This is a genomic window from Pseudomonas sp. QD4 (genome assembly GCF_049199125.1).
GTDB lineage: Bacteria > Pseudomonadota > Gammaproteobacteria > Pseudomonadales > Pseudomonadaceae > Aquipseudomonas.
Window position 1 is genome coordinate 228,707 of the sequence record NZ_JBLZOM010000001.1, and the last position, 26,790, is coordinate 255,496.

Below are 26,790 nucleotides of genomic sequence, written 5' to 3' on the forward strand. Positions count from 1 at the left end.
AGATTGCTTTTCGTAACTCTCATGACGTTAGTGTCCGCAGCAGGTTCTACTCCTAGTGTAGGGCTGTCAGCTTTTAACGCCTTTGGAGAGCTAAATGTGCTTCGCTTAGATCTTGGTGCTATTTTATTCATGGTGGGCTCAGTAGTACCAAGGGGTATCTGAATCACTGAAATTGAGTGTGGAGCCTAATTCCTCGTCGAGTAGTGTTGGGGTGTATTTGGGCTTCACGGCGAAGTGAAATTCGCTGCCTTTTATTAGTCCAGATATACGGTAGGTTAAAATGGTCCCACCGCTGGATAATTTTTCTTTTTCAGGTAAGTGGGTTAGTCGCGCCTGGCTACTTCCGGGGCCAAGTGCAATACTTGTAACTGGAGAGATCACGCCTTCAAGTGGATAGGCGATCTTCAGCGTTAAGGAGTTGCTTGTAATATGCCAGTCAGCTTCCAGTTGCTGCGGGCTGTAGATGGCTTGTATATATCCTTTATTTTCATCGTCAAAGGTTTGATATTTAATTATTGATTCTCTGTCGAGTATTTCATGCTTTCCAAAGCTACTGTCATTTAGCCAATAACTCAAGGCGCTGTACTGAGCTTGATCACCTTTGAACAAGAACCAAATTCCGACGCCAAGCAATAATGTTCCGGCAACAATCCAACCCCAAACGGGTATCATTGCTACAGTTGTCGCGGCAGTCATCAACGCAGACCCGCCGACGGTGAGTGCGGCACCACCTGCTCCCATTCCAAAACTGGCGACTGCATAATATGTGGCGGCTTGATAGTTTCCAGTTTTATATGATTTTCTTGAGCTCAGCCCTTGCGATAAAGCATCTGCAAGAGCACCAAAATGTCCAAATAATCGCAGTGTTCCAGCACTAGAAAGACGTCTTAGGACAACTCCTGATATGGACGCGCGTAGATAGGCTTGTGGCATTAATGGGCGGGTAGCGTAAAGCAGCCCATTTATTCCACTCATCGTTGCCATCAATGCAGCGAAGAGGTTTACAGAAAAGGAAAGTTTTTGATTTTTTTCATACGATAGCGCCACTTTTATCAAATTCATAAAACTAAGAAAGGCAACTCCACCAGCCAGGAAACGCTCAGCCCTCCGAAGAAACGGATTTGCCGCACGTAATCCTTCGTTGAGGTTGCTCCATACCAGGACTTCCATTGTATCGCCAGCACCCATGGCAATAGATCCCGCTGCCACCGCACCGCGGGGAAATCCAGCAGCATCCTCTAATGCTTCAATAACCTCCTGGCGAGTAAGTATTCGACGTGCAATGCGGTCTTGGTAGCGTTGCTCCAACATGGTGACCAAGCGATTAGCATCTTCTACGTTGCCTGTTCCTGCCAGCTGATGAATTCGATCTGCAACGCTGTTGCGAGCTGCGCCATGCCAGGCTCTACCTTGGGCAGTGTTGGGGAACCGGCTTAGTGCATAGACACCTACCTGGTTCATGATCAGGTGGATTGCGCCGTGCCTAAGGGCCTGCCATATGCCCTTACTTCCTATGACATCTAATGCGACGTCGGATTTATTCTGCTCCCAAAGTACATCTGCGAGCCCTTTGTCATGGTCGATGTTAGTAAGGATAGGATTAACGCGCCATGGCAGTTTCCACCACTTTCCAAATAGTTCGCGCTCTCGATCTTTTGTTCCGCTAGGGGTCTCTTCCGTTCCCCAGATCATTCCTTCTATGCAGCTGGCAAAGGTTGTCGCATGGCTTGTCGATGAGCATTCGTCTTTAGTGTCATAGCGGATAAATGTACTGCCAAGAGACAGTGCGCCCGTAGAGTCTTGATATGACTCTAGCCAGATACTACGGTCATTCTTTCTGTCCAAAACTGTGCGATGTTTTTTTTCAACTTCGATCGCAAAGTCTCTCAAAAATTTGACGCGCTCTGATTCTTTAATATGGCGCGCAAATAATTGTGCATCTCTAGCCGTAACTTCGGCGCGATTAGTGATGGGGTCGGATGGAGCACTTTCATTCGCTTTAATAGATTTTGCATGGGGTGCAGGATGCCGGGCTTGCATCCGCTCCAACTGCTTGGCATGTTCAAGAATGCGTTGGCGTGACTGTTCCTGTTGACGAATATCACGCTCGATAGCTTGCTCAATGACCTCTTCATCTTTTCCCGCTAAACCCTTCTCTTCGGCGTAGGAAGTCTCATAAATTCTTCCGATTAGGTCTGCGATCATTTTTTTTCTATGGCGCTGGCTTTCGTTTCCGGTGCTGCGTTCATCCGGCTCAGCGTTGTATCGCTCCATGTCTTCACGAGCCTGTTGGTAGAAACCACCAAGATCCTGCACCAATGCAATGTGGTCGCGCATTACGACTGCAATTTGCTTGGCGGGGGCAACCGCTTTCATTCCTTCAACCAACGCTTCGGCAGATAAGGCTACGGTCTTAATTGTCCAGGGCGAAAAGTCGAGGTTGGTTCCTTTGTAGTCTTCAACCGAAGATCTGATTTTTACCGCTGAAAAGGTATTCCAGGCAGGGCCTGTTTCTTTCCAGGTCTTCATATTTATCGTGGTAGCCAACTTATCTCGCACGCCACCGTCATTGCCTTGGATCTCACGAATTTTTCTTTCGGTGAGCAAGGTGTCGGTTAACAGCAGATGCACAAGTGAATATTCCCGTGCCCAGATATGACGAAGAGTATTTCCTGGAATGTATCCTTTGAGCGCAGCCTGTAGGGAACGGTGTTTTGATTGGAGCTCAATAAACCTCCCGTTCTCTTCATTAACGCGCCAGACAAATACATCACCTTCTGTTTCGTCGAACAGATAGATGAACCCACCGCCTATACAGCGCAAACCATACTGCGCGTACTTCAACTTTGGAAATCCCTTCTCCAGGGTAGGCAAGTCATACCCATAGTCATCCCCACCCTTCGGACGCGGATGCGCGGAATAACGCAAGGGAAACAACGGAATTCGGGCTTGGCAGCTTTCGTTGGTGCTGCTGTATTGGGTGCTTCCTGCCATGGTCAGTGTCCTTCTGTCATCAGGTGGTTCAGTGCCTGGGTAGCGCGGGCGCCGGGCGTCAGGCTGGGGTCTTGCAGCAGGGTGATCACCCCGTCTGCGCGCTTGGAGTAGGCCGGGTGTCGGAAGGCTTCCAGTGCGCTATCCAGGTGCTGGATCTCCTCGAAGCCCCAGCGTTTAAGCTGGTCCAGCCAGATCAGGGTTTGCCGGCGTGCGCTGTCGTAAAAGCTGTGTGGGGCTTGCTGGGTGAGCGCGATGTTTTTGCGCAGGTGATGCTCGCCAAGCCCGGTATCGATAGCCGTCATTTCTCCATGACTGAATTGGAAGCCCCCCTGGACCGGGAGCGGGCCGTGGGCGTGTTGATAGCGCCACCACTGGTGCTCCGGGCCGAAGTTTTCACGCCATATCAGTTCTTGCACAGGGCCGAGCAGGGCTGCGGCGCGGTGGGGCTCGAGCGTGCCGAGAATGCTCGCGAGCGCCGCAGTCTCCTGGAGTCGCCAGCGTGCCTTATTGCCATTGGGCATCAGTACGAACAGGACTTCCCGTAGCTGGGCAAGCACATCGTCGATTGGTCGGGCTGACGCCATGAACACTGCACCGCCGATGGCTGCCCATTGGTCGAGAAAGAGTGCGGGCAAATCAGAGCCTGGGTGGTACTGCACCAGCAGCGGCCCGTCGCTGCGGTATTGGTCATACTCGGTTTCGCTCCAGACCCAGTGTTGCGAGGTGGCGTAGTCGACCGTGCGCACGAAATCGGCAATGGATGGTTGTTCCGGCGCGTCCGGTTGTTGCATCAGCCACTCTTCCAGTACTTCGCTTTCGAGTAGCAGATAGGTAGTGAGCGATGACGATTGCACGTCGGGCAGATGGGGCTGTTTCAAGGCTTGTAGCATGCTCAGCTTCCTTGAAAGTTGCCGCAAGGGCAGTCTGGGCGTGGGCAACTGCCATCGCTGCGTTTCATGCACAACACATCGAACGGCACACCAGGGGCAGGCACTCCCAGGGGGGCGGGGATAGGACTCGCTCCGCCACCCTGCTTGTTCATCGGCCCCTTCAACACGATGTTGATGCCATTGAGCGTGATGCCGGAGCCGTCGATACGGATGCTCCCACCGGGCCCCTTGAGGGTCAGTTGGGTGGTTGCCTGGATCTCGTAGACCTTGGTTCGATAGCGAATCGCCTGGCCTGCCTGTAGCTCGGATCGGCCTTCCACGCTGTGTTCCTGGTGACCGCCGATGCTGACCCAGTGGTTGGCCGTGGTCTTGTCCCGGCGGTGGTTGCCGACTTCTTCGGTGCGGTCTTTGCCGGTGCGGATTGTGTGGTTGCGGCCGATGGTCAGGGAGTCGTCCTGGCCGATATCGTGGCGCCGGTCTTGGCCGATGTTCACTTGTTCGTCGTTGCCGACTGTTTCCTTGCGGTCGTGACCGACAGAAACGGTTTCGTCGTGCTCGACCTGTTCGCTGCGGTCGTGGCCGACGAAAGTCGTCTCGTCGTGGTTGATGTGGATGTTCTGGTCTTTCTGCGCATGGACGTAGATTTCCTCCTGATCCTTTTCGTCCTCGAAGCGCAGTTCGTTGAAGCCTTCGCCCTTGTGGGTTTTACTTTTGAGGGTCATCCGGGTTTTGTGCCGGGGCAGTTCGTAGGGCGGTAGTTGCAGGCGGTTATAAGTACGGCCGGTGATGATCGGTTGGTCCGGGTCGCCGTCGAAATGGTCGACGATCACCTCCTGGCCGATACGCGGGATGGCCATATGGCCCCAGGTGGCGCCCGAAATGTTCTGCGAAACGCGGATCCAGCAGGAGCTGTATTCGTCCTCTTTCCCTTCCCGGTCCCAGGAGAATTGCACCTTCACTCGGCCGTATTCGTCGGTAAATATCTCCTCATTTTTTGGGCCGACTACCGTGGCGTTCTGCGGGCCGTCGATACGAGGTTTGCGCAGCGGTTCGGCGCGCCATTCGGCATCATCCGGCACCAATTCGGCCTGGTAGCTGTAGTGCGTACCCAGCTGTGCTTCGGCACTTTCTTCAGCCTGACTGGTGTACTGCTTGCCGTGGTGGACGATGCTCACCGGACGCCAGCCACGGTTCAGGTCTTCCCGTGGGTGGCCCGCGAGAGTGAAGGAGATACCCGGTTGCAGGCGCGGATCATCGCCCTCGACCAGGGCCATGCGTGCATCGCGCCGATGACCACGTAGACGGTTCTCGGCGAAGGGTTTACCAGCCTCGTCGAACTTGGCGCGTGCCGGATAATCGTAGCGTTCGTACTGTCGGCCCTGGTGGTCGAGATCGACGCCATCACGGCTGTGATGGTGGCTGTAGCGCGGATGGTGGAAGGTGTAATCGCGCTGAGTCTGGCGCGCGGTACGCACGTTTTCGCTGTAGGCAAAGCGGCGTAACGCGGGCTGGGGCTGGTCGCCGCCCGGTGCGGGGTTGTATTGCACCGGTTCATCGCCCACCCGACCGTGGATAAACAGGCGATCGCTGTGGACCAGTTGGTGACCTTCGGCACTGTGGCGGAAGGAATAAAAGAACCCTTCCTCGCGCATGATGCGTTCGACGAAGTGGTAGTCCGTATCGCCCGCCTGCACGCAGTACTCGCGGGATAAATGTTCGTTGGTGACCCGTTGTTCGTAGTCCTGGGTAAGACCGTGTGCCTTGAGCACCGCCTCGGTAATCTGCGGAACAGTCAGCGTCTGAAAAATTCGCCAGTCGGAGCTGAGCTTGAGCCGTGCCAAGCGCGGTTCGATCATTGCCGAATAACGGGTGCGCCTGAAGCCGCTGTCGTGCTGGACGAAGGAGGAAACGGCGCCATGCACATAGCGCACGGGAGCCTCGCCATGCCAGAGCGTCAGCAACGCCGGACGATCCAGCACCTGCCCAAAGTCGATAGCCGGATTGGCGCTGCTCAGTTCGACGGAAAGATGAAAGGTCTCGGACAAGCCTTCGTGCAAGGTGAACTCAACAACGTCAAAAGACTCATTGCCAATGCTGAAGGTGAAGCGCAGGTCGGATTGGATGGCCATAGGGTTGTTCCTTACCTCCATTGAGCCGTGGCGGGGGCTGTCATAGCTTGAGGATGCTCTCGAGTGAATCCAGCACCATCTGGGTCGCGGACCCGAGCCTCATGGAGAAATACAGGTAGGCACCCGCGACGACGACGGCGGCGATGGCCCAGGGCGTCCACAGTGGCCATTGGCGCCCCAGGCGGTAACGCAGCGTGGCGACGTTGCTCAGCACATCCATCAGTCGTTCGGGTGAGTCGCCGCGCAGATGGCGCAGCTGCTGGTGCAGCTTGCCGATGGTGGCGTTGAGGGTGTCTTTGTTGTTGTGCTGTTGGCCGTATTTGCCCTGGTAGCCCAGGCACAGGCAGAGGTACTTGAACTCCAGCACGTCGTGGTACTTGGCAACGTCCATTTGCATGCGCGACAACACGGTGAAGAACTTCTCGCCGCCCCAGGTTTCGTTGTGGTGGTAGCTCAGCAGGGAACGTCCTTTCCAGCGTGAGCCCACGCCCCAGGGCGTGCCCATCACGGCTTCGTCGATAAAGGCGCACAGCGCATAGCGGAACGACAGCTGGGTCGCACCGTCGTAGCCAAGTTGCCTGACCTCTTCCGACAGCGCGGTGATGTGGTCGCGGACGCTCTCGTAGAGCCGATTGATGTCGGTCTCCGCCAGTTGATTCATGCGCCGCAGGCGCATCACCAGGCCGAACATCGGCTGGGCGATATCCACCAGCGGGTTGATGCTGTGCCCGCGCAGCTGGAATTGCAGGTCCTCGTCGGCGTTGATGCCGTGGACCCCTTGATACAGGACGCTTTCGCGGTCCTGGATGCCGGTTTCCCTGGGTGTTCGCATAAAATCGTCCGGCACATCGAGTGCGGCGGATTGCGGACGGTTGCTGTCGTTACGATCGTTACCGACCACCACGGTTGTGTTCATCTTATTGACTCCGAATGGCCCAGAACTGCAACTCCAGTTCCGGGAAGTCGCCGGTGATATGGAAACCAAAGCCGGTGGCCCCGCGCTGCATCAGCCGTTGCCAGTTGGGGTGCGAGCGGTCGAGTTGGAAGTAGGTAAAACCGGCATGGAATGGCAGGTGCCTGGGCGCTACCGGCAGCGTCATCAGGGGGATGCCCGGCAATTGCAGGCGTATCAGCTCATGCAGTGATTGTTGCGAGGCGACCTTGGCCTGACGGACGAACAGCTGGCGCATTTGCTCCAGCGGCATGCGCGCGCGAACGGCCAGAATGAAATCGGCACTTTGCAGCAGGCTCGGGTCGCCGACATGCGCGGTGAGTTCGCCGTGGCCCTGTTTTTCCAGCGGCAGGGAAACGGCCCGTGGTTGCAGCACGGTGCTGAGCACTCGGCGCAGGGTTTCTTCGAGCATGCGAAACGAAGCATGGGGGTTGTCGTGCTGGTAGGCGGGGTAGTCCTGGGGCGTGCGCCCTTCATCGGTGAAGGTTGTCAGTTCGCCACAGGCTTGCCCGCACGCCAGGTAGGCGTCCACTGGCCGAACATCGGCGTCGCGCGCCAGGTGTCGGAACAGGTGCTGCCAGCGGTTAAGGGCCTGCAGCAGGTTGAAGTCAGTCACGTCGGCCACGCCTGATTGGCCTGGAGAGCCGATACGTTGCGCGATGCTCTTGGCGCGCTCGTGGATCAGCGCGGCAATTTCTTCCATGAAGTGCGCCAGTGGCCGGATCGCCTGCAGGTACATGCCGGTGAGGTGGAAATCGCTGTCCAGCAGCAGGCTGCCATCGGGGCGCCGATCCAGAATGCGTCCGAGGGCGAGGCTGGTGAAGGCGCTGCGGTCGTCGCGCTCCATTGCCAACTGGAGGTTGGGCACGGCCAGGGCGATGGGTGTGTGGTTGCCCTGGTGGCTATGGGTATCACGGATATCTTCCGCTCGGTGAACGTAGCGGGTATTGCCAAAGGTATCCGGCCAGCGCACCTCGGATACTCCGTCCGAGCGCAGCGGCAGGGTCAGATAGATCGTCTGGTTGGCGGCGGCCGCGTTGGAAATCGCCAGTGGTTCCGGTGGCGGCTGGTCATGGGGAATATTGAAGGCGGTACCGTCCGGCATGACCCCCCGGGCGCGTACGATCGCGATCTTGCCGAACGACAGAAACTCCTGGTTGAGCTCAAGGTCGGCGAAGCCATAGGCGTACTTGCTGCCCAGGCGAACATTGACGTAGTGCTCAAGGTAGCGATCGGACTGCTGGAAGTGCTGCGGCTTTACGAATTGCCCCTCGCTCCAGACGATGGGGTTGCGGGTGGTCATGGGTACTTTCTCGCTTGTGTGGGGGCGTGCGGGGCAGCGTGCTCGGGACGGTAGCTTTCGTCGGTGATGGCGACACGGGTGTCCTGCAGGGTCACCAGCAAGGCGTATTTGCGCCCGCGAGGCTCCACACGGAACACGTCGTACCAGCGCTGGGCGTCAGGCGCGTGGAAGGCGGCCACCACGGCGATGTAGCGGGTCTTTTCGTCCAGGGCACTGAAATTGACGAACTTGAACTGGCCGGGCACCAGCAGGTAATCGTCCGCAGTGATGTAGGTGCTGCCCAGGGCCTTCTTGGGTTTGCTGTGAATCAGGTTGGGATCGGCGTTCTCCAGCAGCGAATCATCCTTGAGTTGGATCACGCGAAAGGCCACGGGCGTGGCGCTGGTGGACGCTTGCACCTGGGGAGCAGGCGCGGGCGCCAGAGTCAGTTGCCTGCGGTATTGGCCCAAGGCCACGTCCTCGGGCTCTGCGCCAAGGGCCAGCACGTTGTCGGCGTCCTCTGGGGCAGTGCCTTGACGCAATCCCCAATGCGCTGGGGAGGGCAGCGGGCTCATTGCGGAGCTGACGTCGACCCAGGGGTCGAAAACGAACGAAGGCTGCGTAGCGTCCACGTTAAGTTCGAAGGTGGGGGGCTGCTTGACGCCCGCTATGGTGGTCGGCGCGGCGCGCAACTCCTCCTGCAGGTGGGTGAGCAAGGCGCGCAGGCTCAGCACCAGTTCCTCTCGGGTGTTGCTGTGCAGGTTGACGGCGAAGGGACCCTCATCGAGTGGCTCGCTGATCTCGAATTCGATATCCGGCTCGGCAATCGGATTCGGGTTGACGCCACTGCTGGCATACAGGCTCAAGGCGATCTGCGTGGGCTGATCCTCTATCGCCCCCACCTGGATCTCGGGATCCATCAGGACCTGGCCGGTCTTGCTGAACACGTTGCCCACCGTGCTACAACCGGACAGCAACGCGCCGCCCAACAGCAGTGCGATGGCTTGTCTCATGGCGCCTCCGCGCGCAGTGCCTGGTCGTAGGCCTGGTCGAAAACTTCCCAGAACAGTTTGTCGAAGCCTTGCTGGCGGCTGGAGCTCAGTTCGTCGTAATAGTGCCGGTACATTTGCCAGGCTCGATCGCCAGGGAGTGCCTGGCCGTCCTGGCCAGATCGATAGCGGGCGAATCTGCGCTCCAGTTGTTCGGGGGCGAACGCCTTGAGCAGCGCACTCAAACCGGCGGCAACCGCCTTGAGCATCGCGCCCTGCTGCCGAAGAATCTGTTCCAGGGATTCCTCGACCGCTGCGGCAGGTGACAGGTGAACCAGGCTGCGCTCACTGGAAAAGAGTGCACGCACCGTCTCCGGGTAGCTTTGGCCAAGGCGCAGGGGGTTGTCTTCGATGGGCTGCAAGGTCCGGTTCGCCAGCCCCAGGCGTTGACCTGATGGCGCCTGACTCAAGCTGCCGAGACCACGGATGAGCGCTGCGAGGGTGTTGCCGGCTTCGAACAGCAGGTCATGCACCGCATGCGGGTCCAGTGCGCCCACGGGCGCGCCCAGACCCTCGACAAAAGGGGCCACGAGCCCGGCCGGGTCCCCACCCTGGGTGTAGTGGTCATCCAGCCAGGGGTTGGCCGAGGTAGAAGGGCTGTTTTGTCCCGACATGGGGAAATCTCCAGAGGCGTGCTTGGGGGCGCCGGAAACGGCTTCGAAGCGGGTGGTGGAAAGATCGACCTGGGCGGCCAGAACCGAGGACCCATAGTGCCGAGTGTCCAGGGCGGAGCCATCCTGTGTGGTACTGCGCTGACCCGCAGCGGCTTCCAGGGCCTGCAGCGGATCGAGCTGGCCATGGGGCGCTGCCGGCTCGGACAGTGACTCGAAGTCGGACCAGCCAGGCTCTTGTCGTGGCTGGAAGCCTGCCGCTGGCGAGTCGTCGCCGGCGGCGGGCAGGCTGTCCAGAGAGTCGATCGATGAACCCAGCAGTTCACCGACCTCATGTTCCGCAAGATGTCGGGAAGGGTCGGGTAGCGCGTGAGCCTCCTCATCCACATTGACAGTGAGGCGATACGGGCCGACATGGAGCTTGTCGGCGCTGCGCAGCTGGACGCTCATCAGTTCGCCGAGGGGATCTGCCTGGTCGTTGACGCGGGTTTGGCCGCTGCGGTCGATGACGAAGAAGTGCCCATCCTCGTGGCGGATTTCGCAATGGATGGACCGAACCCGGCCCGCTCGATCATGCAGGATCCAGTCGGCACCACGGGCACCGATGGTGCCCCCGGCTTTATCGAAGACGTGCCTTGGCTGACTGCCTTTGTGCAGAACCTGGGGGTTGTCGACCACCAGGGCCAGGTGTTGGGCGGAGAGTGTGCTGTTCATGTACGCAAGGAAACTCTGACAGGTGGCGGCCTGCTCAAGGCTGGCTGTTCCAGGAAGCTGGTCCACCCGAGTTGGGTGCCCTCGGCCTGCCGCAGGTTGAAGGGAGGCACTTCGTCTAGGCGCAAGCCCAGTTCGAGGTCGCAAGGCACCGGGTCACGCAACAGGAACACCATCAGTTGCTGCAACCGTTCGAAGTTCTCGCCGTGCGGCAGAAACTCGCGAAAGCGCTTCTGGCTCAAGTTCGAAATGACGAGGGTGAATTTGCAGTGCCGGGTGCGGACGCTGTCGCCGATCTGGAAACTCTCGCTCAGTTGGCCGTTGCTTTGGCCAAGGCGAATCCGGTCGTTTTCGGTGATCATCGTGTAGCGCAACTCGAAGTCGCGGATCTGCACGTCCTCCAGGTCGAAGCAATGGGCGATGAGGCCTGTCAGCATCCCGGGTGAGCGGCTACGCAACACGACAGCGCCGGCAAAACTCAGCAGGCGGCTCCAGGCGATCGGTGTGTCGCCACGGGTGGCGTCATGTTTCAAGCCAATGAGTGCGAAAATTCGCCGGGAAAACTGGTCGTCGGCCCCAGGACGAAACCGAATGTAGTAGCGGTATTTGCGCCAGGCCTGGTGCAGCAGCGTCAGCAGTCGGTGATTGAAAAAGTCGAAAAAAGCGGGGCGGACCCCGACACCCTGTCCGGCCTCGTAGGCCAGGCGGTCCAGGTAATAACCGGGCAAGGGCGAGTCGGTGCCGTGCATACCGAAGAAGGTCGCCTGCACGCGATACTGGTGCGGGATTGTGCCTTCGAGGTGCTCCGCAAACGTGACATCCGAGGCCGGGAAACCCAGGCCGGCATGGTTGCTCAGATGGATTCGCTGGTGCTCGGCTTCATAGCTGTCCGGCGACTCTAGGTCGTCCTCATGCAGCGCGTGCAGGCGCTCCAACAGGCGGAAGAAGTCATGCCCCTTGGCGTCGTGCAACAGTTTTTCGCTCAGATCAGGGGTTGCGTACCGCTGCGCATCGGCCATGCGTAGTGCTCCTGATTGGAGGTGTTGATCGCTTCCAGCACGTGGAACGATGAGATGCTGGCGTACAGCGCGAGGAAACGACTGAGCACGGTGCCAAACAGATAGAGGTCGCCCTCGCATGAGAACCCCTCCTGATCCAGCTTCATCACGGTCCGAGTGCCGCGAATCGGCAGCCCCTTGTACATCTGCTCCAGTGGGGTACTGACCACTTCCTGAAGGCTGTCCAGGCGCTTTTGCGTCGCCCGGGCGCGCTGGATGTCGTGGTGCGCCGAGAAGTCATAGTTTCCGATGATGGCTTTCAGAGGCTCGACCGACAGCAGGGACAGGTAGGTCGGTGACAGGTTGGAGATCAGGCTCCAATGCAGGTCGCCGTCGAGGATCGGGCGGTAGGAAGGGGTTGGCGCGGTGAGGTTCCGATATCGAACAAAGGCCGGCGTATTGCGGGTGCCTTCGCAGATATCGCCAATGCCCAGGGCCAGAGGGAGGTCGCGATTGGTACAGGTCAGCGAGAGTGAAACCGTTTCTTCCCGCCCGATGTAGTGGTGGTCATCACCCCTGACGAAGGCGATGCGGTGCTCAACTCCCGACTCGACCAGGGACGGGGATAGCCGCGCGCGATAGTACAGGGTGGTCCGGCCATGCTCGTGTTCAATCTGATGGCGCAGCGACTCGAATGGCTGGTAGGTGCGCAGCCATTCTCCGGGCTGGCCGCTGTCCTCATTCTTCCAGCCGTCGACCTTGTCGATGCTGAAGACCTCGTAGGCATCCGGACGCTGTCCGCCGGGTTGCAGGCGATGCTCCGCGGCCTTGCCGGTCAGGCGAACGGGTTCGGCATCATGCTCGAACAGATTGACCGCCGGCGTGCAATACAGGGCCAGGTCGTCCTTGCGCACTCGGACATCCACCGGCATCGGGCGGCTGAAGTGGAATTCGATGCGAATGCCTGTGGTCGACTGATCCGGCCAGAAGGCGCGCAGATTGTTCAGCCCGAAAAAGTAGAAACGCCGGGCAAAGAGGAAGTACTCCTGGAGGATGCGATAGCCGTCCATGGCGTTCTTCGGATAGGGCAGCAACGCGGCGTCGGCCTCAAAGCCGGGGAAATCGATCTGGTTGAGCGGAATGTGCCGAACCACACCGTCCACCTCCATGCGGATCTCACTCAGATACTTGGCCAGCCAGAGGTACAGCGTCTGTGCGTTGTAGTCGCTGCCGCTGAGGTAGAAGTCGAGTCTGTCGCAGTCGTAGGTGTTGGGCGGGCTCTGGCTCAAGGTGGACAAGTCGACGCGTACGATCGATTTTTCCAGGGAATGGCCATCGCTGATGTCAGCGATATTGAATGGGTACACGCACACGTCCTGGCAGGTCCGGAACTGGCAGTGGATGCCAGCCACGGGCCGCGATTGGATATAGGTGCCTTTGGGGACGGTTTGACGCCCGGTGATGGAGTGGTCCGCCGGCTCGAACTGGATGATGGTGGCGCTAGGCAAGGGGCGCAGATAGTTCGGCCAGAGCATTTGCAGTAACGAGTGGGTCAGCTCCGGAAAGTCATCTTCGATCTTCAGGCGCAGTTTGGCGGTCAGAAAGGCGAAGCCTTCCAGTAGCCGCTCGACATCAGGGTCCGTGGCTTCCTCACCCAGAAACGGGGCCAATTGCGGGTTGTTACGAGCAAACACGCGGCGCAAGCGACGCAGATAATCCAGTTCCTCGCGGAATTTTCCCTTCAATGGCATCCAGCTAGCCTCCCGGGCTATTTGCTACGTGACGTTGACCTGTCGGCCCTGGTGGTGAAGAAACAGGTCGATCTCCACTTTCTGGTCGCTGTGGTTCAGAGGAACCAGGCAGACCAGCCGAAAGCCCAGATCGAGCGGTGAGGCCGTGCTACCCAGGGGCTTGACCTCGATGATGCGAGCCCGAGGTTCGTATTGGGCAACGGCGTGACGAATATCCAGGCACACCTGCTGGCGCAGATCCACTGTGCCGATTGCCGCGTCATTCAAGTCCCTGAGCCCCAGTCCGGGGCTGCTCAGGGAGCTGCCGTGGCGAGAGTTGAGGATCCATTCCAACTGGCGCTTGATGGCGCGGATACGCTCGGTCGCCACGTCTTGACGCGTGCGGCTGCGTCGTAGCGGCAGGTCCGGGTCCAGACGTTCGAACAGGCTTCCCTGTCCCGGCGACCGAGGCATGGTTCAGGCTCCCTGTCAGTCCTTGTCCAAGCGGCCGACCAGCGACAGCTCGAAGTTGGCACCCATGTATTTGAAGTGCGGACGTACCGACAGCGCGACCTGGTACCAGCCGGGGTTGCCGGCGACATCCTGGACGACGACATGGGCGGCCCTCAGGGGGCGGCGGCTGCGGACATCGCTGGAAGGGCTTTCCTGGTCCGCGACGTACTGGCGAAGCCAGTTGTTGAGCTCGCGCTCCAGATCCTGGCGTTCCTTCCAACTGCCGATCTGCTCGCGCTGGAGCACTTTGATGTAGTGCGCGAGGCGGTTGATGATGAACATGTAGGGCAACTGCGTACCCAGCATGTAGTTGGTCTGTGCCGCCTGGCCCTCAGGTGTTTTCTGGAACAGCTTGGGCTTTTGCACCGAGTTGGCGGAGAAGAACGCCGCGTTGTCGCTGTCCTTGCGCATCGTCAGCGGAATGAAGCCCTCGCTGGAGAGTTCGAATTCCTTGCGGTCGGAGACCAGCACTTCCGTGGGGATCTTGGCCTGCAACTGGCCCAGGGATTCGTAAAGGTGCATCGGCAGGTCTTCTACCGCGCCACCGGACTGCGGGCCGATGATGTTTGGGCACCAGCGGAATTTGGCGAAGCTGTCGGTAACGCGACTGCCCATCAGGAAGGCGGTGTTGCCCCACAGGTAGTTGTGATGGTTGCCGTCGATGGTCTCCTCGTAGGTGAAACTGCGAACCGGATTCTCCAGTGGATCGTAAGGCTGGCGCAGGAGGTAGCGGGGCATGGTCAGCCCGAGGTAGCGCGCGTCTTCGGACTCACGCAGGCTGCGCCATTTTGCAAAGCGCGGGCCTTCGAAAATGTCCTTGACCTCCTTGAGGTTGGGCAGCTCCTCGAAGGTCTCCAGGTTGAGCATTTCCGGCCCGGCAGCACCGAGAAACGGCGCATGGGACATCGCACCGATGGAGGCGAGATAACCCAGTAGCTTGATGTCCGGGGCGGAGGGGCCAAAGGTGTAGTTACCGATCATGCAGCCAATCGGCTGGCCGCCAAACTGGCCGTAGCCTGCGGTGTAGACATGTTTATAGAGCCCGCTTCGGGTGATGTCGGCGGCGCTTTCCAGGTCCTCCAGCAACTCGTCTTTGGTGACGGGGATGAAGACAACCTGAATGTTTTCTCTGAAGTCGGTTCGCTGCACGAAATCGTATAGGGAGCGCCAGATCGATTCGAGTTCCTGAAACTCCGGCTGGTGGAGGACGGCGTCCATCTGTTTGCTGAGCTTGCGATCGATTTCAGTGAGCATCTGGTCGACCAGTTGCTTATTGATCGGCTGCTCGCGCGCATCGGACTTGAGCATTTCTGAAATGAACGCGGCGACTCCGCGTTCGGCGATCGCATAGCCTTCCTGGCTGGGTTCAAGACGGGTCTGGGCCATGATTTGGGCCAACAGGCCGCCCTCTGGCTGGCCGTCAGCGTGTTTCTGGGCTTCGGCGTTTTGAGCTTGCGTCATCTTTGCGTCCCTATTGAAACCTGGAGAAATGAGGATGGGCAGGAAGCGAGGCTTCAGGCCTCGGAGGCAGCCAGCAACTGATCAAGTTCCTGGGCTAATTTGCCGCGTGTGCTGTCATCACCCAGCAGCGCCTGGATCTGCTTGCGGAACGCCGGGATGTTGCCCATCGGTCCCTTGAGTGCCACCAAGGCTTCGCGCAGTTCCAGCAACCTGCTTAATTCAGGGACCTGCCGGGCGATGGAGTCGGGAGAGAAGTCCTTGATGTTCTTGAACTTCAGACTGACGTTGAGGGTGTCACTGTCGTTGCCGTCTTCCAGGACTGCCGGCACCTCAACTTTCAAATTAAGTCCGGCTTCAGCCATGACGTCGTTGAAAGTGTCTTTGTTGATCTGGACGGCTGGGCGATCTTCCAGCGGAGTTTCATCGCTATGCCCTTTGAAGTCGCCGAGTACCAACATCTTCAGAGGGATTTCTATTTCTTCTTGCTCATTGCCTGTCGCCGGGACGTAGCGAATATTGATGCGTTCCTTGGGGGCGACTGAGCCAGTCTTTGAAGCCATGGGCTACTCCTTGTAATTAACTTGCTAGTTGATGCCTGCTAATGCCGATCAGGGCCGAGAGTCCGCAACAGATCCCATGCAGAGAGTGGAAAAGTGCACTGCTGCAAGGGGTGGAGCTTGAGCTTTCCACTTTTGGAGAGCGACGAAACTCGACAGGCTGGACGTTGGAGGGTGAGGCTACGGTCAATACTTTAGGTCCGTATATAGGAAGTTTCTTAAAGGTGGCGGCGAATAATCTAATTCGTGGTTAAGGGTAATTCTGCAAATAAAGAAAATGCCTTGGCGATATAAGAAATATCTTATGGATGTAGGCTGGTTGCCTGTGTTCTTTTCAACGGCTTGTGTTGTTTGGCAGTAAATCGCCCTGTGTTTATACGAGTGCTCGGTTGTCTTTGATCTTCGTATTGTTACCTCTAAAGCAACTCCCCGCTAATTACGTAATACGCTTCGGTTTGTCTTTGCCAATCAAACAATATGTAAGTTTCATCGATGATGAGAGAGTCCAAGTATGATCACGATTGATCTGGCGGCGCTTCTAGAGCGTTTACACCCCGTTTGCCGACACGCATTGGAGGAGGCGGGTAGCCTCTGCATCAGCCAGCGTGGTGCGGAGGTGACGGTGGGGCACCTGCTCTACAAACTGCTTGAGCAACCGCTGTGTGATGTTCGCCTGGTGCTGGCTGATGCCGGCCTGGATCTCGACGAGATACGCCATTCATTCGCCACCGCGTTCGCCGAGCGCGATGGTGGGTATGGCCATGCGTATCCATCATTTTCCCCGTTGTTGGTGGAGTCGTTGCAGGATGCGTGGCTGCTGAGCAGTGTAGAGCTGGCTCAGGCCGAGATTCGAAGTGGCGCCCTGTTGCTGGCGACCTTGCTGAACCCGGCGCGCTACCTCCCTCTGGCGGTGATTAAACGTCTCGAATGCGTCAATCGCGAAACCTTGCGCAAGCGATTCTCCGAACTGCTCGCCCGATCATCCGAGGCGCCCGTCTTGACGTCGGCTGAGACAGTCGGTGCTGCACCCAATACCGGCGACAGTACGCTGCATAAATACGGACATGACTTTACGGCACAGGCACGCGCCGGCGGCGTTGACCCTGTCCTGTGCCGGGATGCTGAAATCGATCTGATGATCGACATTCTCTCGCGTCGCCGTAAGAACAATCCCATCGTGGTCGGCGACGCCGGTGTCGGCAAAAGCGCTGTGGTGGAAGGGCTTGCACAGCGCATCGTCGACAAGCGGGTGCCCGAGCCGTTGCAGGCGGTGCACCTTTGGGGCCTGGACCTCGGGGCGCTGCAGGCTGGGGCGTCAGTCAAGGGCGAGTTTGAAAAGCGCCTGAAGGCGGTCATCGACGAGGTCAAGCACGCCCCACACCCCATCATTCTCTTTATTGACGAGGCGCATACGCTGATCGGGGCCGGCAATGCCGCTGGGGGCAGTGATGCGGCCAACCTGCTGAAACCGGCGCTGGCTCGAGGAGAATTGCGGACGATTGCGGCCACCACCTGGTCCGAGTACAAAAAATACTTCGAGAAGGACCCAGCCCTGACACGCCGCTTCCAACTGGTGCAGTTGGATGAGCCGAGCGTCGAGCAGGCGGTTCATATCCTGCGGGGTCTGCGGGCGGTCTATGAACAGGCGCATCAGGTCTACATTGGCGACGATGCCCTGAAAACCGCTGCGGCGCTTTCGGCGCGCTATCTCTCGGGACGCCAGCTGCCGGACAAGGCCATCGATGTGCTGGACACCGCGTGTGCGCGAGTCGCCACGGCCTTGGCTGAGCCTCCGCGACGCCTTTGCGCACTGGAAAATGAACGGCGGCAGGTCGATGCCGAGTCAGAGCAGCTGTGGCGCGATGCCCGCGCCGGACGCAAGCCCGAACTGGCCAGGCTGGAAGCACTGGATGTCACCCGCCAGCAAGTCCAACGAGACATTGAGCAACTGCAGCTTGCCTGGGAACAACAGAAGGTATTGATCGACGAAATCGTTGCCCTGCGCGCCAGTGAACATCAGGACGACACGGCACGACTCCTGGAAGACAAGGTCGCGCTGTTGGCCGAGCTGCAACGCAATGGCGCCTTGCTCCATGCGGATGTGGGGGCCGAGCAGATTGCCCAGGTCATTGCCGATTGGACCGGGATTCCCGCAGCGACCATCAATAGCGACCAGTTTCAACGTCTGGATCAATTGCCCGTTACCTTGCGCGAGCGGGTCAAGGGGCAGGACGCCGCAATCGAGGCCGTTCACCGGCGTCTGTTGACGGCCATGGCCGATCTGCGCCGCCCGGGTACGCCCATGGGGGCCTTTTTGCTGGTGGGGCCGAGCGGAGTGGGCAAGACCGAAACCGCGCTGGCGGTGGCGGATGCACTGTTCGGTGGCGAGCAATTCCTGACCGTCATCAACATGTCGGAATACCAGGAAAAACACACGGTTTCGCGCCTGCTTGGTGCGCCACCGGGTTACGTCGGCTACGGCGAGGGAGGCGTACTCACCGAAGCCATCCGCAAAAAGCCTTATTCAGTGGTACTGCTAGATGAAGTCGAGAAGGCCCACCCGGAAGTCCTGAATATCTTCTACCAGGCTTTCGACAAGGGCGAGCTCGCCGATGGCGAGGGGCGGCGGATCGACTGCCAGAATATTCTGTTTTTCCTCACCTCAAACCTGGGCTTCGATCAGGATGAAGGGCCGTTGTCAGACCTCGGCAGCGAGGCGTTGCGGGGTCGTCTTACACAGTTCTTCAAGCCGGCCCTGCTGGCACGGATGCAGATCGTGCCGTTCCGCTACCTGGACGAGGCGACGCTGGAGCAGATTGTCGACAGCCGATTGCAGCGCCTCCAGCAGCAGTTCAAGCAACGTTATGCCGCGCAACTGACCTTCGAACCTTGCGCCAGGACCGAGCTGCGCACGCGCTGCACACGGCATCAGAACGGCGCACGCCTGCTGGATGCCAGCATTGAAGGGGATATGTTGCCGCCGTTGTCGCTGGCGGTATTGAAGCACCTCGCCGGCGCCCAGCCTTTCCAGCGTTCGCGGGTCAGCTGGAGCGGCACCGCTTTCGCCGCTCACCTGGAGTGATCGCAATGCCCTTGAGCTCCAGGGACGCTGCGGCGCTCGCGCGCATGCTGGTTCAGGCCGAGGGCATTGCGCCCCTCGCGGCGCGCTTCCTGAAAGCAGCCTGCACCATGTCCGGAATACGCTATGGCGTCTGCTATTGGCGAGAAGCGGCTGATGACGGCATGCGGCCCATCGCGAGCCAGGCTACAGCTCTGGAACAGCTTCCGCTGCTATCGCTGCAAGAGTTGGACAACCCGCTGGTCTACTGCCTGAGGAGCGGTAAGGCTCGTCATATCAGCCAACTCGACACGCTGATCGGTGTAGGGCGAGGGTATGAGGAACTCGGCGAGCGGCTGGCGGGCAGCGACGCCTGGCAGGTGTTGCCGCTGTTCGACGCGCAGCGCAAACCTGCTGCGGTGGTGCTGCTGGCGGGGACAGGGGAGGCTCTTCAGGCGTGGCTGGATGACCCGGCTTGGCAGGAGTTGTGGAAACTCTACGACGTTGTGCTGAGCGGGCTCCTGAACAAGAGTGGCGCGGACGAGTTGGCGTTGACCCAGCAGGCCGTTCTGCAGCAGCAGGATGAAGAGCGCGGGCGCCGGCGGCTGCTGTCCGCCGGCTTCATCGGCGCAGGGGCGGCAGCGCGGCGAGTGCGCGAAGAAATGCTGCGCCAGGCAGGCTCTTCGCTGTCGCTGCTGGTCACTGGCGAAACCGGAGCCGGCAAGGACCATGCGGCCTGGCTTATTCATCAGGCGTCCTCGCGCAAGGGCAAGTTTGTGCCGGTGAACTGTGCGGCGATCCCCAGGGAACTCATCGAGGCTGAGCTGTTCGGTGCCACCCGCGGAGCCTACACCGGTGCGACCCAGGCCCGCACGGGCCTGGTCGCGGAAGCCGATAAGGGCACGCTGTTCCTCGACGAAATTGGCGACATGCCGCTGCCTCTACAGGGCACGCTGCTGCGTCTGCTCAATGAAAAGAAATTTCGCCCCGTGGGCGCCACCCGTGAACAGTCCTCGGACTTCCGCCTGATCTGCGCCACCCACCGGCCCTTGCCGGAACGGGTACGCGATGGCTTGTTTCGTGAAGACCTGTATTTCCGCATCCGCCAGTTGGTGTTGCACATCCCGCCGTTGCGCGAGCGCATTGAAGACGTGCCGGTGCTGGTGTCGCACATCCTGCTGGAGCACAACCGGGAGCAGCCCGGCCGGGTAGCGGGCATCTCCGACAATGCCCTCGCGAGCCTGCAGCGCTACGGCTTCCCAGGGAACGTCCGGGAGTTGCGCAGCCTGGTGCTCGCGGCTGCAGAGCGCACTCCCCGAGGCAAGCGCATCCAGACCAATCAATTGGTCGAGCTCGAGAGCAACGGACAACGGCCCGCAGCGGAGCGCGATGCACAGGCGGTGCTGCAGCATTTATGGCAGACCGACAATCTGCCCGCCGCCCTGGCAACGTTCGAACGTCTGCTGCTGGACGACCGTCTGCGCCAGGCTGCCGGATCGCGCCGGCTGGCGGCGATCAGCCTGGGCATTCCCAAACGCACCCTGGCGCGCAAATGCCTGGATCTGAATCTGAATGGAGAAGAGTCACGATGAGAACTTGTGGGGCATTGCTCCTGGTAGTCACGGCCTTGGTGGGATGCGGTGCGGGAAAGGAGGTAGTGGCTGCGGCCCGCGATTGCACCACCATCGTTTCGGCGCTCGAGCGTCTCGGGTGTTTCGATGCCGCAGCGGGAACACCGCCGACTTCTGTAGCGGCTGCAGCGACCCCGATCCCGGCCGTCGAGCAACCTGCATCGGTGGTTGTGCCGGACGTCGTTTCTCTGGTGCAACGCAACGAGTCTCGGCGCAAGGCCGAGCAAACCGGGTTGTTGCTGCTGCGCGTCGAAGATGCGCTGCCGGGGCAAACCAAGGTCGTGATTTCAGCCCCCGCGCTGGGTGGCACCGAGCCTCGGCTGAAGCTGGCGATAAGCTGCCTGCAGAACATCTCCCGCTTGCAGTTGCTCAGCGCGCAACCGCTTGACGTCAACCGGGTCAGCATCCGAATGCTGCTGGACGGGCGGCCGATTTCTGCGAGCCGCCCGTGGCAGGTGGTGGAGGATGGCACGGTCACGGATGCCGGTCGCGGTCTGGTGGCCATCGAACAGCTCCGCCATTTGACCCGTCCCGCCCAGGAGCTACGCCTGGAAAGTGACCATGGGCCCTTCGATGGGTTGGCGTTCGACGTCTCTGCGCTGCACGAGATGATCGGGAAACAACGTGAGGCCTGCCGTTGGTGAACATTCAGCCTGCGCTGGACCTCGACACCGTTCTGGCCCCGATAACCGCCCTGCGGCCGGCCGGCGACTTCGATGAGGAAGACAACGCCTACCAGGGCATCGATACCGAAATGATGAAGCTCGGCGGCTTGCAGGAAGCGAGCATCAGCTGGCGCTATGTGGATGACGCTTCACGTCAGTATCTCCAGGCCCATTGCAAGCATTTGCGCATCGCCGCGCACCTGGCGACAGCACGCATGCGCATCGGTGGCTGGCGCGGCTGGGCTGAGGCTGCGGCACTGCTGGCCGGCATGCTCAGCCAGTACTGGGACAGCAGCTACCCCAAGCCCGGTGCCTCGGGCCTGACCGCCAAGCGACGCTTGATGGCGCAACAGCTTGAGCGCCTGGGCGAAGCCTTGGCAAAACTCGATGAAAAGGGCTTTGCCGAGGAGTACTACAAGGCGGGTCAGCAGGCGTTGGACACACTGCAAGCCAGCGTTGGTCAAACCCGGCTCGATTCGTCTGTCCTGACCCGGCTGGAAGGCCTGCTCCGGCAGAGGGCGGAGACCACGCGGGCGCCCGAGTTGGCGCAGGCGCAACTGGAATTGTCCCCACGCACGACGGCGGTCACCGAGGCCTTCTTCACGCCCTTTGCCCCGGACCCGGGCAACGAACGTGAAACGCGGCGTTCGCTGCTCAGCCTGGCCGATCTCATCAACCAACAGGATGCCTACGATCCGACGGGCTATCTGCTGCGCCGTTTTGCCCTGTGGGCGCACTTGAGCGCGGCGCCAACGACTCGCAAGGACACCCTGCGTACGGAGCTGATGGCCGTGCCTGCTGAGACTGCCGAAGGCTACTGGGAGGCGCTCAAGGCCAATATGGTTGACCCCGTGATGCTGCTGCGCCTCGAAAAAAGCGTCACCTCTTCTCCCTACTGGTTGCGCGGCAGCTACCTGGCGGCCGGTATGGCCCGTCGCCTTGAGATGCAGAACGTGGCCGAAGCCATCAGGCAGGCCACCGAGCGTTTTTTGGCGAAGTTACCGGCCCTGACCCAGTTGCAGTTTGCCGACGGCCGTCCGTTCGTGGATGGCGAGACACAGGCCTGGGTCAGTGGGGCCGACGCCTCAGCTGCGAAGCCTGGCGCCGGGCAGCAATACCCCGCGCTGCGCGATGAACTGCGCCATGCGCTGGAGACCTCTGGGGTGGAATCCATGCTTCAGCGGCTTGAGGCGATCCAGCACACGTCGACAGACCCTCGCCATGGCTGCCATGTCATGACCATTACCGCCGAACTGCTGGGCGAGCGCGGGCTGGCCTGGCTCGCGGACGGCCTGTATGCGCGTGCGCATCAGCTGATGCAGGGCGTGTCGGCATCGGAGTGGGAACCGGATCTTTTTCAGCAGCTTCAACAGCATCTGCACTTAGCAACGGAACGCAAGAATTAGGAGCAATCTCATGTTTAATATCTGGTCGAACCTGAAGCGCTATGGCCGGCCTCTCCTGGGCATGGCCAAGCAGGGCATGCCGCTGGCATTGCTGCTGATTCTGGTACTGGCCCTGGCGGGCATCTGGTGGCTGGGGCCGCAATGGACCTGGGGCGAGCATCAGCCCCTGGCCGGTCTCGCCGCGCGCGTCCTCGCGACCCTGGTGCTGCTGGTTCTTCCCTTGTTGGTCTGGGTGAGCCGCCTGCGTCAACGCAATCGGACGCTGGAGGCCGACAGCCACCAGGAACAGGCGCTGCAACTGGACCCCTGTCTACGCTATGTGCAGGCTCAGGAGCGCGACCTGGACAACAGCTTGAGCATCCTCCAGGCCAATCTAAAGGGGCGCAACGCCCTCTACCAACTGCCCTGGTATCTGGTGCTGGGCCAGGAAAACGCCGGCAAGACCAGTTTCGTCAACCGCTCCAGCCAGAGCTTTTCATTGACGGGAGAGGTCAAGGCGAGCAGCCGGCGGATGCAGGAAGACCCCGACAGGATCTACCGCATTGATTGGTGGATCGGCGACCAGGGCGTACTTATCGATCCGCCCGGCGAACTGATCAGCCAGCCGCGTATGGCGGCGCCAGCGGATTCGGATCAACCCGGCGAGGAGGGCGATCACCAAGCCGCTGCGCAACCAGCTGCTGCGTCGGTGCTGCCGGAAGATATCCATCCGCGGCTGTGGGACGGCTTCGTCGCCTGGCTGGGGCGCAACCGCAGCCGGCGCCCGCTTAATGGTGTGGTCCTGATCGTCAGTCTGGTGACCTTGCTCAACCAGCAGCCCAGCGACCGCAAGGCGCTGGCCTCGTTGCTGCGTGCACGGCTGGTGGAGCTCAGTCGACAACTGGGGACTCGTCCGCCGTTGTATGTGGTGCTGAGCAAGTTCGACTTGCTCGAAGGTTTCGAGCCGCTCTTCGCGCGGCTGCCGAAATCCGTTCGCGAAGACATCTTCGGCTTCACGTTCACCCTCGATTCGCTGCAGAACTATGACGCCTGGCTCGATGAGCTCGGCGCGCGCTACGACGAGTTCCTCAAGCGCCTGAACGAGCAGGTCTTTGATGCCCTGGCCGACGTCAGCGAACTCGCGCAACGGGAGGCGCTCTATTCCCTGGTCCGGCAACTGACGGGCATGCGCCCATTGTTGCTGGAGTTCTTGAGCGACATCCTGGGCAGCGATCGCTACATGACCCCGGCGTTGCCGCGCGGGGTCTTCCTGTCCTCGGTCTATCAGCAGGGTGTGTTGACCAACGCCTTTGTCGCGTCTGCCTCGCAGAACTACGACATCCGCGAGCCGGTGCCGAACATGCACCCCAGCGGGCGAGCCATGGTCTACTTCGCCCAGCAGTTGTTCCAGCGTGTCATCTACCCCGAATCAGGTCTTGCGGGAGACAATCCGCGGGTCCTCGCCGACAAAAAACGCGCCCTGGCCGTGCGCTTCGGTGTTGCCTCCCTGGGCTGCAGTGTCCTGATTGGCGCTTGGTACCACTACTATTCGGTGAACCGCGACAAGGCGATGAATGTGCTTGAGCGCAGTCGTGCCTACAGCACCCATACCATCGACGGCAAACTGGATCCCACTGGACGCAACCTGTTGCAACCGTTGGATCAGATCAGCAATGCGGTGGCCGTCTATGGCGACTACCGCGATGCCTGGCCGGTGCTCGCAGACCTGGGCCTGTACCAGGGCCGGAAAATCGGTCCCAAGGTGGACCAGGCCTACCTCACGTTGCTGTCGCAACGGTTCCTGCCCGCATTGGCCAGTGGTGTCATGGAGCAACTCGACGGCCCGGCCGTGGACGGTGATGGGCAACTGGCTGCCCTGCGGGTTTACCGGATGATCGAGGATCGAGCCAATCGGCGCTCGCCCGTAGTCGAGCGCTGGATGGGCGAGCATTGGGTGCGGGCATTTCCAGGAGAGGACCAAGTGCAGCGCGCGCTGATGCGTCACTTGGACTATGCGATGAAATACGCCGATACCCAGCTGCCCCAGTATCAGGAACGGGTCTCCGTGGTGCAGCGCGAGCTGCGGCAGATCCCGCTGCCGCAGCGGGTGTACATGACCATGCGCCGCCAGGCCGGGGAAACCCTGCGCGCGCCGCTGGATTTGCGCAACGAAATCGGCCCGGCATTCGATGTGGTCTACAAACCCGATACAGTCGGCAGGGGCAAGGAAGGACAAGCCACCGCTGATGGCCGTATCGACGCGTTGCTCACGGCCAAGGGCTACCGCAGCTACTTCGCCCCCCACAGCGAGGACCTCACCGAGCTGGCAATGATCGATCAATGGGCCCTGGGCGAGCGTCGCGATATCGATTATTCCGACGCCGACAAGCGAGCGCTGGCCGATCGAATCCGGGCCATCTACAGCCGCGACTACATCGACACCTGGCAACAGAATCTGAATCAACTGGAGGTGCGCGATTTCCAGGATATTGCCGAGGCGGTCAACGTGCTGGCCAGCGTCACCAGCCCGGCCGCGCCCCTGCGCCGCCTAGTGGAAACCGTGCGTGACAACAGCAAACTGGGTAACCGCGTCTTGAGCGCAGTGGCGTCCGACGAAGAGGCTGCCTCCGGCCAAGCCAAGGCGGTGGCGAACAAGCTCGCGGGCGACACAACGCAGGCGCAAGCCACGCCCATCATCGGCATTGCCCGGGCATTCGCGCCCATGAGCCAATTATTGGATGCCAAGGGCGAACGTCCGTCCTACCTCGACGAGACCATGCAAGCCATCGGCAGCGTGCAAGACAAGGTGCGAACCGTCCACGACGGCCCAGACCGCGGCAAGGCGGCGCTGGCGGTGGTGCTGGAGCGCTTCGGCCTGAAAGGCCCCGACCCCATCAGCAACCTGCAGCGCATCGCTGCCGGCCTGCCCGAACCGCTGAACCGCCAGGTAGGCAAACTGGCTGATGAATCATCGCGGGTCATCCTGGTGGAGGCGCTGCGGGAACTGGAGCGCCGTTGGGAGACGGACGTCTATCGCTTCTACCGTGAACGCCTGGCCAGCCGTTACCCCTTTAGCCCGGCCAGCCGCGAGGAAGTGGCGCTGGATGACTTCACTGCGTTCTTCGGTCCGCAGGGGCGCCTGCAGCAATTTCGCGAGAAGTACCTCAACCTGTTTATCGAGGACAATCTGGAAGCCCTGTATTCCGAGCGCCTGGGTGGCTACCTGGTGCGCACCGACGTACTGACCCAACTGGAAGCAGCCGAAAAAATCCGCGATGCCTTCTTCAACAGCCGTGGCACCTTGGGTGTGCAGTTCTACGTCGAACCACTGGGCATGGCGCCGAACAAACGCAGCAGTTCCTTCAGCGTGGAAGGGCAGTTGGTCTCCTACAACCACGGCCCCACCACCAGCACGGCGCTGATCTGGCCAAACACCCTGGCCCCCAGCAACGAGAGCCGCATGACGCTGGTCAACGCCGGCGGCAGCAGCAGCGGCCTGGTTTACCGTGGTCCCTGGTCGCTCTATCGCCTGCTGAGCCAGGCCCGCCTGCACGGCGCCACCAGCACCAGCGTCGACATCAGCTTCGCCGCACCGGACGGCGGCATGCGCTACCGCATCAGCACGGAGAAGGCGAACAACCCGTTTACCCAGCCACTATTCAAAGGCTTCTCCTTGCCGCAAACGCTGCTGCAGGATGGGCTGCGCAAGAGTGCGGAGAGCGGGTTACCGCCAGAGCCGCTCTCAGGTAAAGGCGGCGAAGCAGGCGCCGCATAAAAAGCGACAGAGCAGCAGGGTAGAAATAACCAGGTGCGTACGACCCAACAGGCGCCCCTGGGACGAGAGATTCGAGTCAGATAACACGAGTATGGCGTCCGGTTACTACACCAGTCGCCATCACCTTTAACCGAGCTATTGCCATGACGAGTTTTGGTACTTTTCACCTGCTGTCGGATGCGCGTCGCAACGCCTAATGCATGGATGTGGGAAGTGGCTCTTTCTATCGGAAATCTCACTTTTATTTCATCCGGCTGAGCCAACTATTTCGGGCGCTAACTTTTATTTTCAGGCAGTCATGTATTGCGGAGGAGTTTCAATAGCGTCTGTAGTTCGATATTTTTTTCGTGCTTCCTGTTTTAATTGTTTGAGCATTTTAATGGCTTCGTGATTGGCTTG

The 26,790-nt window shown here is 60.1% G+C and carries 17 protein-coding genes; 5 read left to right on the top strand and 12 right to left on the bottom strand.

Annotation, left to right across the window (positions count from 1 at the left end; translation table 11 throughout):
• Positions 1-138 precede the first annotated feature (138 nt).
• From ACOZJV_RS00980 to tssB, 12 genes are read right to left on the bottom strand one after another with little or no spacing between them, the layout of a single operon-like run.
• The gene (locus tag ACOZJV_RS00980; protein WP_421546547.1) at positions 139-2,994 is read right to left on the bottom strand and encodes a toxin VasX; all 2,856 of its coding nucleotides are present in this window, start codon (positions 2,992-2,994) and stop codon (positions 139-141) included.
• A 2-nt stretch (positions 2,995-2,996) separates the two neighbouring features.
• On the bottom strand, positions 2,997-3,884 hold the full coding sequence (locus tag ACOZJV_RS00985; RefSeq protein WP_421546548.1) for a DUF4123 domain-containing protein: 888 nt from the start codon (positions 3,882-3,884) through the stop codon (positions 2,997-2,999).
• Between the two features lie 2 nt (positions 3,885-3,886).
• Entirely contained in the window at positions 3,887-6,013 is a 2,127-nt protein-coding gene (locus tag ACOZJV_RS00990) for a type VI secretion system Vgr family protein (RefSeq protein ID WP_421546549.1), read from the bottom strand.
• Between the two features lie 40 nt (positions 6,014-6,053).
• Positions 6,054-6,929 carry a type IVB secretion system protein IcmH/DotU gene (icmH, locus tag ACOZJV_RS00995; protein WP_078468967.1) on the bottom strand — a complete coding sequence of 292 codons (876 nt, stop codon included), beginning with the start codon at positions 6,927-6,929 and terminating at the stop codon, positions 6,054-6,056.
• Between the two features lies 1 nt (position 6,930).
• Positions 6,931-8,268, bottom strand: a complete 1,338-nt coding sequence (tssK, locus tag ACOZJV_RS01000) for a type VI secretion system baseplate subunit TssK (protein ID WP_421546550.1) — start codon at positions 8,266-8,268, stop codon at positions 6,931-6,933.
• Positions 8,265-9,260: a type VI secretion system lipoprotein TssJ gene (gene tssJ / locus ACOZJV_RS01005; protein ID WP_421546551.1), complete on the bottom strand. Its 996-nt coding sequence runs from the start codon at positions 9,258-9,260 to the stop codon at positions 8,265-8,267. Before tssJ ends, tssK begins: the two co-directional genes overlap by 4 nt.
• Positions 9,257-10,621 (bottom strand): type VI secretion system-associated FHA domain protein TagH, encoded by a 1,365-nt coding sequence (gene tagH, locus ACOZJV_RS01010; RefSeq protein WP_421546552.1) that lies wholly within the window; start codon positions 10,619-10,621, stop codon positions 9,257-9,259. The genes tssJ and tagH overlap by 4 nt, the downstream gene beginning before the upstream one ends.
• Positions 10,618-11,637 (bottom strand): type VI secretion system baseplate subunit TssG, encoded by a 1,020-nt coding sequence (tssG, locus tag ACOZJV_RS01015; RefSeq protein WP_421546553.1) that lies wholly within the window; start codon positions 11,635-11,637, stop codon positions 10,618-10,620. The genes tagH and tssG overlap by 4 nt, the downstream gene beginning before the upstream one ends.
• Positions 11,601-13,367 (bottom strand): type VI secretion system baseplate subunit TssF, encoded by a 1,767-nt coding sequence (gene tssF / locus ACOZJV_RS01020; protein WP_421546554.1) that lies wholly within the window; start codon positions 13,365-13,367, stop codon positions 11,601-11,603. The genes tssG and tssF overlap by 37 nt, the downstream gene beginning before the upstream one ends.
• A gap of 24 nt (positions 13,368-13,391) precedes the next feature.
• A complete protein-coding gene (tssE, locus tag ACOZJV_RS01025) occupies positions 13,392-13,820 on the bottom strand; it encodes a type VI secretion system baseplate subunit TssE (RefSeq protein WP_078468973.1) in 429 nt (142 codons plus the stop codon).
• A 15-nt stretch (positions 13,821-13,835) separates the two neighbouring features.
• Positions 13,836-15,320: a type VI secretion system contractile sheath large subunit gene (gene tssC, locus ACOZJV_RS01030; protein WP_421546555.1), complete on the bottom strand. Its 1,485-nt coding sequence runs from the start codon at positions 15,318-15,320 to the stop codon at positions 13,836-13,838.
• Between the two features lie 53 nt (positions 15,321-15,373).
• Entirely contained in the window at positions 15,374-15,880 is a 507-nt protein-coding gene (tssB, locus tag ACOZJV_RS01035) for a type VI secretion system contractile sheath small subunit (RefSeq protein ID WP_421546556.1), read from the bottom strand.
• Positions 15,881-16,388: 508 nt separating this feature from the next.
• Between tssB and tssH the strand changes: the two genes are divergently transcribed.
• The 5 genes from tssH (at position 16,389) to tssM (ending at position 26,391) form a co-directional block, all read left to right on the top strand.
• Positions 16,389-18,959: a type VI secretion system ATPase TssH gene (gene tssH, locus ACOZJV_RS01040; RefSeq protein ID WP_421546557.1), complete on the top strand. Its 2,571-nt coding sequence runs from the start codon at positions 16,389-16,391 to the stop codon at positions 18,957-18,959.
• A gap of 5 nt (positions 18,960-18,964) precedes the next feature.
• Entirely contained in the window at positions 18,965-20,527 is a 1,563-nt protein-coding gene (locus ACOZJV_RS01045; RefSeq protein ID WP_421546558.1) for a sigma 54-interacting transcriptional regulator, read from the top strand.
• A 65-nt stretch (positions 20,528-20,592) separates the two neighbouring features.
• Entirely contained in the window at positions 20,593-21,210 is a 618-nt protein-coding gene (gene vasI, locus ACOZJV_RS01050) for a type VI secretion system-associated protein VasI (RefSeq protein ID WP_078469143.1), read from the top strand.
• Positions 21,207-22,637: a type VI secretion system protein TssA gene (gene tssA, locus ACOZJV_RS01055; RefSeq protein WP_421546559.1), complete on the top strand. Its 1,431-nt coding sequence runs from the start codon at positions 21,207-21,209 to the stop codon at positions 22,635-22,637. Before vasI ends, tssA begins: the two co-directional genes overlap by 4 nt.
• A 10-nt stretch (positions 22,638-22,647) precedes the next feature.
• Positions 22,648-26,391 (top strand): type VI secretion system membrane subunit TssM, encoded by a 3,744-nt coding sequence (gene tssM / locus ACOZJV_RS01060; protein ID WP_421546560.1) that lies wholly within the window; start codon positions 22,648-22,650, stop codon positions 26,389-26,391.
• Positions 26,392-26,790: the final 399 nt, after the last annotated feature.

What these genes read in the sequence shown, in the direction of transcription:
- ACOZJV_RS01045 (WP_421546558.1), top strand. Translation starts at nt 18,965, where the DNA reads ATGCCCTTGAGCTCCAGGGACGCTGCGGCGCTCGCGCGCATGCTGGTT.
- tssK (WP_421546550.1), bottom strand. Translation starts at nt 8,268, where the DNA reads ATGACCACCCGCAACCCCATCGTCTGGAGCGAGGGGCAATTCGTAAAG.
- tssG (WP_421546553.1), bottom strand. Translation starts at nt 11,637, where the DNA reads ATGGCCGATGCGCAGCGGTACGCAACCCCTGATCTGAGCGAAAAACTG.
- icmH (WP_078468967.1), bottom strand. Translation starts at nt 6,929, where the DNA reads ATGAACACAACCGTGGTGGTCGGTAACGATCGTAACGACAGCAACCGT.
- tssM (WP_421546560.1), top strand. Translation starts at nt 22,648, where the DNA reads ATGTTTAATATCTGGTCGAACCTGAAGCGCTATGGCCGGCCTCTCCTG.
- ACOZJV_RS00980 (WP_421546547.1), bottom strand. Translation starts at nt 2,994, where the DNA reads ATGGCAGGAAGCACCCAATACAGCAGCACCAACGAAAGCTGCCAAGCC.
- tssE (WP_078468973.1), bottom strand. Translation starts at nt 13,820, where the DNA reads ATGCCTCGGTCGCCGGGACAGGGAAGCCTGTTCGAACGTCTGGACCCG.
- ACOZJV_RS00985 (WP_421546548.1), bottom strand. Translation starts at nt 3,884, where the DNA reads ATGCTACAAGCCTTGAAACAGCCCCATCTGCCCGACGTGCAATCGTCA.
- tssF (WP_421546554.1), bottom strand. Translation starts at nt 13,367, where the DNA reads ATGCCATTGAAGGGAAAATTCCGCGAGGAACTGGATTATCTGCGTCGC.
- tssH (WP_421546557.1), top strand. Translation starts at nt 16,389, where the DNA reads ATGATCACGATTGATCTGGCGGCGCTTCTAGAGCGTTTACACCCCGTT.
- tssC (WP_421546555.1), bottom strand. Translation starts at nt 15,320, where the DNA reads ATGACGCAAGCTCAAAACGCCGAAGCCCAGAAACACGCTGACGGCCAG.
- tagH (WP_421546552.1), bottom strand. Translation starts at nt 10,621, where the DNA reads ATGAACAGCACACTCTCCGCCCAACACCTGGCCCTGGTGGTCGACAAC.
- tssB (WP_421546556.1), bottom strand. Translation starts at nt 15,880, where the DNA reads ATGGCTTCAAAGACTGGCTCAGTCGCCCCCAAGGAACGCATCAATATT.
- ACOZJV_RS00990 (WP_421546549.1), bottom strand. Translation starts at nt 6,013, where the DNA reads ATGGCCATCCAATCCGACCTGCGCTTCACCTTCAGCATTGGCAATGAG.
- tssJ (WP_421546551.1), bottom strand. Translation starts at nt 9,260, where the DNA reads ATGAGACAAGCCATCGCACTGCTGTTGGGCGGCGCGTTGCTGTCCGGT.